This is a genomic window from Micromonospora vinacea (genome assembly GCF_015751785.1).
GTDB classification, from domain to species: Bacteria; Actinomycetota; Actinomycetes; order Mycobacteriales; family Micromonosporaceae; genus Micromonospora; species Micromonospora vinacea.
On sequence record NZ_JADOTY010000001.1, the window covers coordinates 6,485,145 to 6,498,266 of the forward strand.

The following is a 13,122-nucleotide window of genomic DNA, read 5'->3' on the forward strand; positions in this document are numbered from 1 at the left end:
ACCGGGCTCGGCCCGCAACGGCAAAGCTTGCGAGGTTCTTACGGCTGCGTGCGAAAACCCGAGCGGGCGTACGCGAGGTCCTACGGTGACCGGAATGCGGATACTTGTCACCGGTGCGGCCGGGTTCATCGGCTCCCACGTCGCTGACCTGCTCACCGAAGACGGGCACGAGGTGGTGGCCGTGGACGCGCTCCTGCCGGAGGCGCACGGTGCGACGGCACCGCCCTGGACCGAGCGGCACGACCTGGTGGTCGGCGACGTACGCGACAGCGAGCTGCTGACCCGGCTACTGGCCGGGGTCGACGCGGTCTGCCATCAGGCGGCCATGGTCGGCCATGGCATCGACCCGGCCGACGCCCCCCGGTACGCCGCTCACAACGACCTCGGTACGGCCACCGTCCTCGCGGCGATGCACGCCACCGGGGTACGCCGACTGGTGCTGGCCAGCTCGATGGTGGTCTACGGCGAGGGTCGCTACCACTGCCCGACCCACGGGATCGTCCGGCCCGCCGGCCGCCGTGCCGTCGACCTGGCCGAGGGCCAGTACGAGCCGACCTGCCCTCGCTGCGACAAGGCGCTCTCCCCCGGTCTCGTGCCCGAGGACGCGCCACTGGAGCCGCACAGCACGTACGCCGCCACGAAGCTGGCCCAGGAACACCTCGCCGGCGCCTGGGCCCGGCAGACCGGCGGGTCGGTCTGGGCCCTGCGCTACCACAACGTCTACGGTCCGCGAATGCCGCGTGACACTCCGTATTCGGGGGTCGCGTCGATCTTCCGGTCGGCCCTGGCGGCCGGGCGACCGCCCCGGGTGCTGGAGGACGGCCGGCAACGGCGCGACTTCGTGCACGTGACCGACGTGGCCACTGCCAACCTGCTGGCCCTGACGACACCGGCACCGGAGCCCCTGACCCCGGTCAACGTCTGCTCGGGTGAGCCGCACACCGTCGGCGAGTTGGCCCACGAGCTGGCGTCGGCGATGGGCGGGCCGGCGCCGGTCACGGTCGGGGGCGGGCGGACGGCGGACGTGCGGCACGTCGTGGCCGATCCGGCCCGCGCCGCCCGGCTGCTCGGTTTCACCGCCCGAGTCGGCTTCGCCGCTGGCATCGCCGACTTCACCACAGCGGTGATGCGGGATCCGGCATCGGTCACGACACCGTCCACAGTAGGTGGTTGACGGCGAGAGCCGTGGCGGCCTGGGCCGCCAACCACCACCGCCGGTGACCGGCGGGCAGGTGCGCGGTGGCGACCAGCAGCCAGACGGCGAACGGTAGCCAGATCCTCTCCACCTCGGCCTTGCTGAGCCCGGACAGGTCCGCCGCGAGCACGGCCACCATCGCGGCGACGGGTAACCACACGGTGGGTCCGGGGCCGGCGATCCGCTGCCGGAGAGCCGCCGCGAGCGGTGGGTGCGGTGCTCGGATCGACACGGCGGTCACCGCCCGCCGCAGCGCCGGCCCGACCACCGGGCCGACCGAGAGCAGCAGGGCGGCGAGATTCGCCCACACCCAGTAACCGTACGGACGATCCGCCGCCCAACCCTGGTAGTAACGACGTGCCACCAGGTGGTAGCCGTCGAGCCACCAGAAGCCGGCGAGGGTGAACACGGCGACGACGGCCGCGACCCCCGTCGCCGCGACCAGGAGCACACCGAGGCGGTCCCGCGCCCGGAGCAGCACCACTGTCAACGCGAGCAACCCGACCAGGACGAACCCGTACGACAGGTAGAGCGCGAAGCCGAGGAGCAACCCGCCCAGTGCGGCCCCGGGCCGGCCACCCACCGCCAGCAGCGCCAGCCCGGCGGCGACCACCGCGGTGAAGATCCCGTCCGCGGACGCGCCCACCCAGACCGCTCCCGGGAGGAGCACCAGGAACGGCCACACCGCCCGGGCCGCGTCCTCGGCACCGAGCGCCCGCAACGTGACCGGAACCGACACCGAGACGGTGGCGCCGAGCAGCACACAGGCGAGCCCGGCGGCGGTCCCGCCGCCCAGGCCGATCCGCTCCAGCCAGACGAAGAGGAGCAACGCGCCCGGTGGGTGAGCGGCGGTGTGCGTGGACCACGAATCGGGCTGGAAGTCGAGGATCCGGTCGGCGAAGCCGGACAGCATGATGCCGACATCGGTCACCCGGGGCACCTCGTGCAGGTACTCGGCCTGCACGGTGAGCCGCTCGGTCAACCCCGCGGACCAGCCGTCGACCAGGGCCAACGACAGTGTCCAGAGCACCGAGGCGAGATAGCCGACCCCCAGTAGCCGCGGCCACGGCGTGTCGGTTCCCCAGCGCGTGCCCCGCCAGACGAACAGCGCCGCGACGAGCAGCGCGACGGGGGCGCCGGGCCCCAGGTGGGGCTTCCAGGAGGCGTAGATCGGCGCCGCGTCGGCATGAAGCCGCACGCCCTGCCGATTGAGCAGTGCGCCGACGGCGACGGCAACGGCGAGCAGGACCACCTCGGCACCGAGGACGATCAGGTCGGCGGACCGGGGTCGTCCCGGCCGGGTCATCATGGTCATGGTGACGGCCGACGCTACGACCTCCGACCAGGGATTCGATGGCCGAACGGTGAGACGTCAGCGAGTCGTAAGATCCGTTGCCGCGTAAGCGATTCGTAAGGAGAAACGGCGGTCCGGACGGCCGGTGGCGGGCCTAGCGTCGCCGGTATGCACACAACGATCGACGTGGTGCTGCCGTGTCTGGACGAGGCGGCCGCACTGCCTGCCGTACTGAGCGGGCTTCCGCCCGGCTACCGCGCCATCGTGGTCGACAACGGCTCCACCGACGGTTCGCCGGTCATCGCGGCCGAATACGGGGCCCGGGTCGTCCACGAGGCGAGACGCGGGTACGGCGCCGCCGTGCACACCGGCCTGCTGGCTGCGGAGGCGGATCTGGTCTGCGTGCTCGACGCGGACGGCTCGTTCGACCCGGCCGAGTTGCCCAGGCTCGTCGCGGCGGTGTGTGACGGTCGAGCCGATCTCGCCGTCGGGCGGCGTCGGCCGGTCTCGGCGGACGCCTGGCCGTGGCACGCCCGCACCGGAAACGCGCTGGTCGCCGCCCTGCTGCGGCGTCGAGGCGTGCCGGTGTACGACATCAGCCCGATCCGCGTTGCCCACCGGGCGGCGCTGCTGGGCCTCGGTGTCAACGACCGCGCGTTCGGCTACCCCCTGGAACTGCTGCTGCGCGCGGCCGGGGCGGGCTGGCGGATCCTCGAACTGGACGTCGCGTACGCGCCCCGGGCGGCCGGCACCAGCTCGAAGGTCTCCGGGTCGGTCCGGGGCACGTGGCGGGCGACCCGGGACTTCGCCGGAGTGCTGCGCGCCGACGCCGGTGGTGGCCGGTGAACGTCCTGCTCCTGGTCGCGAAGGCGCCGGTCCCCGGGCTGGCCAAGACCCGCCTCTGCCCGCCGGCTGATCCGACCCAGGCGGCCCGGATCGCGGCCGCGTCACTGTTGGACACCCTCGCGGCGGTGCGCGCCACCGCCTCGACCATTCCCGTGCTGGCCCACACCGGTCGGTTCGCCGACGCCGAGTACGGCGGTGAGCTGACCGCCGCGCTGGCGGGTTGGCACCTGCTTCCGCAGCGCGGCGGCACGTTCGCCGACCGCCTCGCGAACGCCCACGCCGACACCGCCGCGTCGTTCCCCGGCCGACCGGTGCTGCAGATCGGCATGGACACACCGCAGATCCGGCCGGCCCTGCTCACCACCGCGCTGGAGCGGCTCGCCGAACACGAGGCGGTGTTCGGGCCGGCGCTCGACGGCGGCTGGTGGGCACTCGGATTGCGCGACCCGGCGTACGCGAGCGTGTTACGCGACGTACCCATGTCGACCGGCGACACCGGTCGCCGCACCCTCGCCGCCCTGCGGCAGCACGGCGTCCGTCCGGCGATCCTGCCCGTACAGCGGGACGTCGACGACTGGCCGACGGCGCTGGCGGTCGCGGCCGACCTGCCCGGCACCCGGTTCGCGGAGGCCGTCGCATCGGTAGGCCAGTTGGTGACTGGACGCCCCCGGTGACCTCGACGATCAGTCTCGACGGTTTCGACGTGGTGCTGCGCAGACTCGGCGGATGGTCCGCCGACCATGACCTGCGCGGTGCACCGGTCGGCCCGATGCCCGCGGCCCAACCCGACCACTGGCTCGTGCACACCGACGGGCGGCGTGACCTGTTGCCGGTGCGGCGTTGGCACGGCCCGCCCGAACCGGCGATCGAGTCCGTCGCCGCACGCTGCACCGGGCCCACCATCGACCTCGGCTGCGGCCCGGGCCGGCTGACCCGGGCGCTCGCCCAACGCGGCCTCGTCGCGCTGGGGGTCGACATCTCCGCCGAGGCGGTACGTCTGACCCAGGACCGGGGGGTCGTCGCCCTGCGACGCGACGTCTTCGAACCACTCCCCGGCGAGGGCAGGTGGGCGCACGCCCTGCTCATCGACGGCAACATCGGCATCGGCGGTGACCCGGTCCGACTGCTGCGCCGGTGCGGCGCACTGATCGCGGCCGACGGAACGCTCGTGGTCGAGGTGGAACCGCCGGGAGCCGGGCTGTGGCAGGGACAGGCGTACGTCCTGTCGGGATCGTCCGGCGAACGGCAATTGCGGGGACCGGCGTTTCACTGGGCGCGGGTCGACACGGAGGCGGTGGCCCAGGCTGCCGACGCCGCCGGCCTGCGGGTCGCCGACCGTTTCCGGTTCGGTCCACGCTGGTTCGCCGAGTTGGCACGCTCATGATCCGCCGGCCACGTCTCCCCGCCCCGGAGGACTTCACAGCGCCCTCGCACTCACCGCTGGTCACCGCCCGGCTCGGCCTCTGGCTCGGGGTGGCGTTCGGGCTGTGTTTCGGCACCGGACTGCTCAGCCACTACCTTCAGCACCCGCCGGGCTGGTTCACCTGGCCGACCCGACCGGTCAACCTGTACCGGATCACCCAGGGCGTCCACGTGCTCTCCGGGGTCGCGGCCATTCCGTTGCTGCTGGCCAAGCTGTGGAGCGTCTACCCCCGGCTGTTCGTCCGCCCGCCAGTGCGCCAGCCGATCCGGTTGTCCGCCCACGCCCTCGAACGGATCTCCGTCCTGGTGCTGGTCTGCGCCGCGTTCTTCGAGCTGGTCACGGGCCTGTTCAACGTCGCCCAGTCGTACCCGTGGGGGTTCTTCTTCCCGACGGCGCACTACGCGGTCGCCTGGCTGGTGGTCGGGGCGATGCTGCTGCACGTCGCTGTGAAGTTGCCGGTCGCCCGCGCGGCGTTGAAAACGCCACTGCGACGCAGGAGAGCGGCGCCGGGGCCTGACGATCGGGACACGGCGCAGCGACGCGCGTTCCTGCGTACCTCCGCGGGCGTCGCGGGAGTCGCCGTGCTGGCCACCGCCGGGGTCACAGTGCCGTGGCTCCGTCGGGTGTCGCCGCTGGCGTGGCGGTCCGCGACCGGGCCGCAGGGCGTACCGATCAACCGTACGGCGGCTGCCGCGCGCATCGCCGTTCCACCGGACTGGCGACTGGAGATCGTCTGGCCGGGCGGGCGGGACACGGTGTCCCTGGCCGACCTGGCGGCCCTGCCGCAACGCACGGCGGAGCTGCCGATCGCCTGTGTGGAGGGCTGGAGCGCCTCGGCCCACTGGACCGGCGTGCCCGTCGTCGAGCTGCTCCGACGGGCCGGCGCACCGACCGGCCGACCGGTTCGGGTCACCTCACTGGAGACCGACGGCCTGTACGCGGCCAGCACACTCCCGGCGGCCCATGCCCGCGACCCGCTGACCCTGCTCGCCCTGCGGATCAATGGCGAGCAACTGTCGCCCGACCACGGTTACCCCTGCCGACTCATCGCGCCGAGCCGGCCGGGGGTCCTCCAGACCAAGTGGGTGGCCCGGCTGGAGGTGCTGCGGTGAGAGCCGTCCGACTGCTCCTGCTCGTGGTCGGCGCCGCGTTCACGGCGTACGGCGGTTGGCTGCTCCTCCCCCAGCTCGGCACCACGGTGCCGTGGCTGATCGGCGGCCCGGTGCTGCACGACCTTCTGGTGGCACCGCTGGTCGGACTGGTCGGCCTGGCGCTGAGCCGACTGGTGACGAACCGGTTGCGCCGGGCCTGGATCGCCGCGGGTCTGCTGGCCAGCGCCACGTTGCTGCTGATCGCGGTGCCCCTGCTGTGGCGACCGCCCTCGGCACCTCCGAACCCGGGCCTACCGGACCGGGACTACCCGCTGGGGCTCACCGTCGGGCTGGCTGTCCTCTGGGCCGCGATCGTGATCGTCCTGGTCGTCGCCACGGCGCTCGACCGGCGTGGCACGGACCGGCGAACCGACCGCTCCTGAGCCAGCCCCACACGTTCTCCACTTTCGCCCAGGAGGGATACCCATGTCAGCAGGAGACATCAGCACGACCGACCGTCCGCCGATCGGCGTGATCGGCGGATCCGGCTTCTACGAGTTCCTCGACGACGTCGCCGAGGTCACCGTCGACACACCGTACGGACCGCCGAGCGACGCGCTGTCCGTCGGGAGTCTCGCCGGGCGGCCGGTGGTGTTCCTGCCCCGCCACGGACGCCGGCACACCCACCCTCCGCACCGCATCAACTACCGGGCCAACCTGTGGGCGTTGCGAGCGCTCGGCGTGCGCCAGGTACTCGCACCGGGTGCCGTGGGCGGCCTACGACCGGATCTGGGCCCCGGGACCCTCGTCGTACCGGACCAGCTGGTCGACCGGACCAGCGGCCGCGCGCAGACCTACCACGACGGCCAGCCACGCGCGGACGGGCAACTCCCCCAGGTCGTCCATGTGCCCTTCGCCGACCCGTACTGTCCGGTCGGACGAGCCACGGTCCTCGACGCCGCCCGATCCGCCGGTTGGCAGCCGGTCGACGGCGGAACCATGGTCGTCATCGAAGGGCCCCGATTCTCCACCCGGGCCGAATCACAGTGGTACGGCCGGGAGGGCTGGTCCGTCGTCGGAATGACCGGCCACCCGGAAGCGGTGCTGGCCCGTGAACTGGCGCTCTGCTACACAGCGGTGTCAGTGGTGACCGACCTCGACTCGGGCGTCGAGGTTGGTCACGGCGTGACCCAGCAGGAGGTGTTCACGGTCTTCGCCCGGAACATCGATCGCCTGCGCCTGCTGCTCGGCGACGCGGTGAAGACGTTGCCGGAGGACCAGGGAGCCTGCCCGTGCGGACAGGCGCTGGCAGATATGGAGCCGTGAGCGTCGTAAGAGTTCGGAAAGGGTTCGCGAACGGTTCGACGGCGGCCGTGGCCGTACGCTGCGGGGGTGGGAAAACGGATGTTCCGCTCGCCGCTGGTCCGAGCCGGTCTCGCCTGTGCTGTCGTCGTGGCGATGCTGGGCCTCTACTGGTTCCAGCCGTGGAAGCTGTTCACCGACACCTATGTCGACGAAGCGATTCCCGGCTCTGGAACGGTATCGGCCACCCCGGTCCCGGCGTCCGCGAGCCCGGAGTCCTCGACGCCGGCCCCCGCGATCTCGGCAGCCACCCCAGCGGCGAACGAGATCCTGACCAGCGGTGAGTTCGTCACCCATGAGCACCGGACGACAGGCAGTGCCGAGATCCACCGGCTCGCCGACGGTCGCCATCAGCTCGTCATCCGAGACCTGAACACGTCGAACGGTCCGGACCTGCGGGTGTGGCTGACCGATCAGCCGGTCATCCGGGGCACGGCCGGCTGGCGCGTGTTCGACGACGGCGAATGGGTCGAGCTGGCGAAGCTCAAGGGCAACAAGGGCAACCAGGTGTACGAGCTGCCGGCGTCGGTGGACCCACGCGACTTCCGCAGCGTCTCCATCTGGTGCAAACGGTTCGCGGTCTCCTTCGGCGCGGCGGATCTCGCGGGGGCCTGACCGCGCCACCCTGGCCGCAACCAGCCGGACACGGCATTGACATCTTTCACTGCGGGATCTAGCGTCGGAGCGAATCGATTCGACGCTGAGCCAGGTGCTCCGGCACCTCCGGTCGAACGGTCGCGTGGTGTTCGGGCGCACTGGTGGCCACCATCGATTCGGCAACCGACTGGTCCTGCGTGGGCGGCGAGACCAGTGGCGGAAACCTGTGTCGATGAGCCGGCCGGGCACCGTCGGCACATCGCGTCTTCTGGGGTTCGTCCGCGGCGAACGTGGTCGATGGGGTGACCTGCAGCGGCGCGTCGTGGCGGCGTGCGGGTTGCCGTGGATCCCCTTCAACCAGTTCGTGCCGAGTGGCGGGAGCCCCTTCATGACAAGACGTAGACCCATCCTTGGTCTTCTCGCGACGGCGGCGGCCGTCGTCGTGACCGTGAGCGCGGCGGCACTGGCCGGTGGCGTGAGCACCACCGCGTCGGCGGCGGACATCGGCGCGGCCGCGGCGACCGCCGGGTGCGGCAAGGCGCCCACGTTGACCAGCGGCCAACGGTCCATCCAGAGCAGCGGCCAGAACCGTAGTTTCATCCTGAGGATTCCTGACAACTACGACAGGAACCACGCCTACCGGCTGATCTTCGGATTCCACTGGAACGGCGGCACCGCCAACGACGTCGACGGCGGTGGGTCCGACGGGGCCGCCTGGTCCTACTACGGGCTGCGGCAGCAGGCGAACAACAGCACCATCTTCGTCGCCCCCCAGGGCAACGGCAACGGCTGGGCAAACCCCGGCGGCCAGGACGTCACCTTCGTCGACGACATGATCAGGGTGATCGAGGCAGACCTCTGTGTCGAGACCACGCAACGCTTCGCGCTCGGCTTCAGCTACGGCGGGGGCATGAGCTACTCGCTGGCCTGTTCACGGCCAAGTGTCTTCCGCGCTGTCGCGGTCTACTCCGGCGGGCAGCTCAGCGGGTGCAGCGGCGGCACCGAGCCGGTCGCGTACATGGGGATCCACGGCATCGGGGACGCGGTGCTCAACGTCTCCGCCGGACGGTCCCTGCGCGACAGGTTCGTGCGCAACAACGGGTGCACCGCACAGAGCCCACCCGAGCCGAGGGCGGGCAGCCTGACCCACATCACCACCACCTACTCCGGCTGCCGGTCCGGCTATCCGGTGGTCTGGGCCGCCTTCGACGGCGGGCACACCCCCGGCCCGGTGGACGGCGGCGGGGACAGCGGAGCCAGGACCTGGACCAAGGGCGAGGTGTGGAGGTTCTTCACCCAGTTCGGTAGCGGCACCGACCCCACGACGCCGCCACCGACCACCCCGCCACCGAGCGGCACGTCGGCCCTGCGCAGCACGTCCTCCGGACGGTGCCTCGACGTCAACGGCGCCTCGCAGACCAACGGCGCGGCGGCGATCATCTGGGACTGCCACGGCCAGAGCAACCAGAGCTGGACCTCGACCGCCGCTCAGGAGCTGCGTGTCTTCGGCGGCAAGTGCCTCGACGTCAACGGCGCCGGCACCGCCAACGGCAGCTCGGTGATCATTTGGGACTGCAACGGCCAGTCCAACCAGAAATGGCGGCTCAACACCGACGGCTCGATCACCGGAGTTGGTTCGGGCCGGTGCCTGGACATGGTCGGCAACGGCACTGGCAACGGCACGCGCGTCCAGATCTGGGACTGCACCGGCGCGGCCAACCAACGATGGAGCCGGAGCTGAGCCCGGCGAGGTTCCCGCAGAGGGGACCGGCCCAACGGATGTTCCACCACCCACAAGGAGGCTCAACCGTGCCACTTCGCAAACTTTCCGCCCCCTGGCTGGGGGCAGCCATGGCGGTCATGGTTCTGATCGCCGTCGGAACGTACGTCGTCACGACCGTCGCACCGGCGGCGGCGGCCACCACTGCCGGCTGCGGCAAGGCGCCCGGGCTGAACAGCGGCACCCACACCATCCAGAGCGGCGGGAAGAGCCGCAGCTTCATCCTTCGGCTGCCGGACAACTACAACAACACCTATGCCCACCGGCTGGCCTTCGGGTACCACTGGTTGGGTGGCACCGCCAGCCAGGTCGCGGGTGGCGGCTCCGACGGAGCTGCGTGGGCCTACTACGGCATGCTCTCCCAGTCGAACAACACTACGATCTTCGTCGCCCCACAGGGCCTCAACAACGGCTGGGGCAACTCCAACGGTGAAGACGTCACCTTCACCGACGACATGATCCGCACGATCGACAACGCTCTCTGCGTCGACACCACCCAACGGTTCTCGGTCGGGTTCAGCTACGGCGGCGCGATGAGCTACTCGTTGGCGTGTTCCCGGCCGACGGTGTTCCGTGCGGTCGCGGCAATCGCGGCCCCGGGGGCGATCAGCGGATGCAGCGGCGGCACCCAGCCGGTGGCGTACCTGGGGATTCACGGCATCAACGACAACATTCCGAGCGGACGGTCGCTGCGCGACAGGTTCGTCCGGAACAACGGATGCGCCGCGCAGAACCCGCCCGAGCCGAGGGCGGGCAGCCTGACCCACATCACCACCGCCTACTCGGGCTGCCGGGCCGGCTACCCCGTGGTCTGGGCCGCGTTCGACGGCGGCCACCAGCAAGGCCCGGTGGACGGGTGCGCCGGCTGTGAGAGCGGCGCGCGGAGCTGGGTCAAGCAGGAGGTGTGGCGGTTCTTCACCCAGTTCGGATCGGACGTGCCGCCCACCACTCCCCCGCCGACGACTCCGCCGGCCGGCCAGCAGAACGTGCTGATAGCGGGTAGCCAGTCCGGTCGGTGCGTCGACGTCCCCAACTCCAGCACCAGCAACGGCGCACGCCCGCAACTGTGGGACTGCCACGGTGGCACCAACCAACGTTGGACCCACACCGCCAACCGCACCCTGACCGTCTACGGCAACAAGTGCCTGGACGCCAGCGGGGCGGGCAGCAGCAACGGCACCGCGGTCCTCATCTGGGACTGCAACGGCCAAGCCAACCAACAGTGGAACCTGAACGCCAACGGCACCATCACCAGCGCCCAGTCGGGGCTGTGCCTCGACGCCGTCGCATCCGGCACGGCCAATGGCACGCAACTGCACCTCTGGGCCTGCCACGGCGGGGCCAACCAGCAGTGGAGCACGCGCAACTAGCACGGCCCGCCAGGTCGGAGGCGCGCCGCTCGGGTCCTGTCCCGGGCGGCGCGTCGCGTCAGGCGGTGGGGGCGGCGGAGAGCGAGACGTGCGCGGTGACGATCCGCCAGCCGACGGGCAGGCGTACCCAGGTCTGGGTCTGCCGACCGGTGGCGGCGCTGCCGTCGTACCCGAATCGGGTTGTCACGACCGCCAGGTCCGGGCCGAACGTGGTGATGATCGGATCGACCAGCCGGCGACCGGGCGGCAGCGGTGGCTGCGCGGCACGCCACTTGCGCTGCTCGTCCAGCCCGTACTGATGGTCGGCGAGGCCGAACCGCACGGTGCGCTCGGAATCCCAGAAGTACCCGCAGATCCGGTCGGCGTTCCCGTCGGCCAGCGCCCGCTCGTAGTCGGCGAAGGCCGCCGCCACCTCGGCGACAACGTCCGTCCGGTCGATCTCCATGCGGTACGTCCCTTCGATCCGATCGGTCAGGGAACTCGCCGGCCCGGTCGGGAGCCGTGACGCTCCCGACCGGGCCGACCGGCTCAGCCGCTCAGCGCTGACGTCCGCTGCCCGTCGGCCGACGGGTCATTGGCGGGATCGGCCCGACCGGGCTCCCGTTCCGGATCAACCTCCTCCGGGTCCGGTTCGCGGGGCGTGGGGCGCCCCAGCGCGAAGACCACACAGATCACCGCGACGAAGAGGTAGCCCAGTGCCACCTGACCGTTGGCGTTCCACTCGATCCGCTCGCCGTGGATCAGCCCGATGAACGACAGAAGCGCGCCGGAGCCGGCGAAAATCGCGGCCCGACCGAACCGTTTGTCGATGATGAAGACCACCACCGCGCCGAGCACCAGGCCGGCGAGGATCGCGCCCTGACCCAGCACCAGCAGCCCGTCGTAGATCACGCCGGCGCCGTTGAGCGCATCGTCGCCGACCGCCGCAGCGGTGGTACCGGCCGCCGCCAGGGTGTTGTCGATCTGCCCGGTGGCCCAGGCCGCGATGTTCGGGATCAGCGCGGCGACCACTGCCGCGGCGTGCGCCCTGGGGGTCGCCTGGAACGCCTGCGCCCCGATCAACAATCCGATGTAGAGCAGGATCGGCACGATCGCCGCCGTCGGGAAGATCGCGCCGAGCAGCCCGAACATGCCGAGGAAGCAGAGCAACGCGATCACCACACCGGTCGCCATCGAGTAGCCGCTGCGTCCACCGGCGGCCTTCCAGCCCGGGTGCCCGACGTAGACGGCCGGTGGGAACGGCGAGCCGAGCGCGGCCCCGATCACCGCGCCCGCACCGTCGGCGAGCAACACGCTGCGCAGGTTGTAGTTGTCCCCCGCGGTGGCCGCGCTCTCCACGTTCGTCATGCCCTCGGTGAAGTTGTAGACGCCGAGCGGGATCGCCGTCGCCAGCAGGGGCGCCATGTCGGCCAGCCCGGTGAAGAGCAGGTCCAGCTTGAACGAGGGGACGGCGATCGCGATGTCCCGGGCCGCGGCCGTGACATCCGGCACCGACATCGCCCCACCGGCCCAGCCGATCGCGGTGCCGAGCAGCAGCGCCGCCAGCCCGATCGGGAAGTTGAACGGCAACTTCACGTCGGTCAGCAGACCGATCAGCAGCAACGCGAAGACCGGCAGCGCGACCCAGGCCATCCGCCACATCTGCCCGGCCGGGTTCATCGAGATGAACGTGATGGAGATTCCGGCGAGGGTGCCGAGCAGCGCGGCCCGGGGCGCGTACCGGCGGATGTACGGCCCGACGAACGCGCCGATCAGCACGATCACGCCGATGATGAAGGCCCACGCCAGCCCGGCCTCCCAGGCGCGCACGGGATCCTGGGTGCGCAGGTAGATGGGGAGCATGATGACGAAGATGACGATGAACATGTGTGGCACGCTCGGCCCGTACGGCAGGGCCGTCACGTCGGCGCGGTTCTCCCGTCGGGCCAGCCGGCGGGCCAGGTAGGTGTAGTAGACGTTCCCGGCGACCAGGGCGATGCCGAGCGCCGGCAGGATGGTGCCGAACACCTCCCCCTCGGGAAGGTTCACCACGGCGAGGCAGAGCCCGGTCAGGGTGAGCACGTTGACCAGGACGTTGACGCCGAAACCGAAGAACGCGTTGGTGTCGCCGCGGACCCAGTACGGGAGCGGGACGACTGTGGGTTTGGTCGCTGTCATGGCTGCT

At 71.3% G+C, this 13,122-nt stretch carries 13 protein-coding genes; 10 read left to right on the plus strand and 3 right to left on the minus strand.

What is annotated here, in order from left to right; translation table 11 throughout:
* The first annotated feature begins 94 nt into the window (after positions 1-94).
* Entirely contained in the window at positions 95-1,174 is a 1,080-nt protein-coding gene (locus IW249_RS30345) for an NAD-dependent epimerase/dehydratase family protein (RefSeq protein WP_196923912.1), read from the plus strand.
* Here IW249_RS30345 and IW249_RS30350 read toward each other — a convergent pair.
* Positions 1,146-2,510, minus strand: coding sequence for a hypothetical protein (locus IW249_RS30350; protein ID WP_196923913.1), 1,365 nt, complete (start codon positions 2,508-2,510; stop codon positions 1,146-1,148). The genes IW249_RS30345 and IW249_RS30350 overlap by 29 nt on opposite strands.
* A 147-nt stretch (positions 2,511-2,657) precedes the next feature.
* Here IW249_RS30350 and IW249_RS30355 point away from each other — a divergent pair, with 147 nt between their 5' ends.
* The 9 genes from IW249_RS30355 to IW249_RS30395 all read left to right on the plus strand — a co-directional run bounded on the left by IW249_RS30355 (position 2,658) and on the right by IW249_RS30395 (position 10,958).
* The gene (locus IW249_RS30355) at positions 2,658-3,335 is read left to right on the plus strand and encodes a glycosyltransferase family 2 protein (RefSeq protein WP_196923914.1); all 678 of its coding nucleotides are present in this window, start codon (positions 2,658-2,660) and stop codon (positions 3,333-3,335) included.
* Positions 3,332-4,009, plus strand: coding sequence for a TIGR04282 family arsenosugar biosynthesis glycosyltransferase (locus IW249_RS30360; RefSeq protein WP_196923915.1), 678 nt, complete (start codon positions 3,332-3,334; stop codon positions 4,007-4,009). The genes IW249_RS30355 and IW249_RS30360 overlap by 4 nt, the downstream gene beginning before the upstream one ends.
* On the plus strand, positions 4,006-4,719 hold the full coding sequence (locus IW249_RS30365; RefSeq protein WP_372433013.1) for a class I SAM-dependent methyltransferase: 714 nt from the start codon (positions 4,006-4,008) through the stop codon (positions 4,717-4,719). Before IW249_RS30360 ends, IW249_RS30365 begins: the two co-directional genes overlap by 4 nt.
* A complete protein-coding gene (locus IW249_RS30370; protein WP_196923916.1) occupies positions 4,716-5,870 on the plus strand; it encodes a molybdopterin-dependent oxidoreductase in 1,155 nt (384 codons plus the stop codon). The genes IW249_RS30365 and IW249_RS30370 overlap by 4 nt, the downstream gene beginning before the upstream one ends.
* The gene (locus IW249_RS30375; protein ID WP_196923917.1) at positions 5,867-6,292 is read left to right on the plus strand and encodes a hypothetical protein; all 426 of its coding nucleotides are present in this window, start codon (positions 5,867-5,869) and stop codon (positions 6,290-6,292) included. Before IW249_RS30370 ends, IW249_RS30375 begins: the two co-directional genes overlap by 4 nt.
* A 43-nt stretch (positions 6,293-6,335) precedes the next feature.
* The gene (locus IW249_RS30380) at positions 6,336-7,175 is read left to right on the plus strand and encodes an S-methyl-5'-thioadenosine phosphorylase (RefSeq protein ID WP_196923918.1); all 840 of its coding nucleotides are present in this window, start codon (positions 6,336-6,338) and stop codon (positions 7,173-7,175) included.
* 66 nt (positions 7,176-7,241) lie between these two features.
* Positions 7,242-7,826 (plus strand): DM13 domain-containing protein, encoded by a 585-nt coding sequence (locus IW249_RS30385; RefSeq protein WP_372433014.1) that lies wholly within the window; start codon positions 7,242-7,244, stop codon positions 7,824-7,826.
* Positions 7,827-8,196: 370 nt separating this feature from the next.
* On the plus strand, positions 8,197-9,549 hold the full coding sequence (locus IW249_RS30390) for an RICIN domain-containing protein (RefSeq protein WP_196923919.1): 1,353 nt from the start codon (positions 8,197-8,199) through the stop codon (positions 9,547-9,549).
* A 119-nt stretch (positions 9,550-9,668) separates the two neighbouring features.
* Positions 9,669-10,958: a ricin-type beta-trefoil lectin domain protein gene (locus IW249_RS30395; protein WP_231394481.1), complete on the plus strand. Its 1,290-nt coding sequence runs from the start codon at positions 9,669-9,671 to the stop codon at positions 10,956-10,958.
* A gap of 58 nt (positions 10,959-11,016) precedes the next feature.
* Here the strand turns inward: IW249_RS30395 and IW249_RS30400 are convergent, their stop codons facing one another.
* Positions 11,017-11,403 (minus strand): AtzH-like domain-containing protein, encoded by a 387-nt coding sequence (locus IW249_RS30400; protein WP_196923921.1) that lies wholly within the window; start codon positions 11,401-11,403, stop codon positions 11,017-11,019.
* An 83-nt stretch (positions 11,404-11,486) separates the two neighbouring features.
* On the minus strand, positions 11,487-13,115 hold the full coding sequence (locus tag IW249_RS30405) for a SulP family inorganic anion transporter (protein WP_231392717.1): 1,629 nt from the start codon (positions 13,113-13,115) through the stop codon (positions 11,487-11,489).
* Positions 13,116-13,122: the final 7 nt, after the last annotated feature.

Bases quoted from the DNA above. Each gene is read 5' to 3' on its own strand.
- IW249_RS30405 (WP_231392717.1), bottom strand. From the start codon at position 13,115: ATGACAGCGACCAAACCCACAGTCGTCCCGCTCCCGTACTGGGTCCGC.
- IW249_RS30345 (WP_196923912.1), top strand. From the start codon at position 95: ATGCGGATACTTGTCACCGGTGCGGCCGGGTTCATCGGCTCCCACGTC.
- IW249_RS30395 (WP_231394481.1), top strand. From the start codon at position 9,669: ATGGTTCTGATCGCCGTCGGAACGTACGTCGTCACGACCGTCGCACCG.
- IW249_RS30370 (WP_196923916.1), top strand. From the start codon at position 4,716: ATGATCCGCCGGCCACGTCTCCCCGCCCCGGAGGACTTCACAGCGCCC.
- IW249_RS30380 (WP_196923918.1), top strand. From the start codon at position 6,336: ATGTCAGCAGGAGACATCAGCACGACCGACCGTCCGCCGATCGGCGTG.
- IW249_RS30400 (WP_196923921.1), bottom strand. From the start codon at position 11,403: ATGGAGATCGACCGGACGGACGTTGTCGCCGAGGTGGCGGCGGCCTTC.
- IW249_RS30355 (WP_196923914.1), top strand. From the start codon at position 2,658: ATGCACACAACGATCGACGTGGTGCTGCCGTGTCTGGACGAGGCGGCC.
- IW249_RS30350 (WP_196923913.1), bottom strand. From the start codon at position 2,510: ATGACCATGATGACCCGGCCGGGACGACCCCGGTCCGCCGACCTGATC.
- IW249_RS30390 (WP_196923919.1), top strand. From the start codon at position 8,197: ATGACAAGACGTAGACCCATCCTTGGTCTTCTCGCGACGGCGGCGGCC.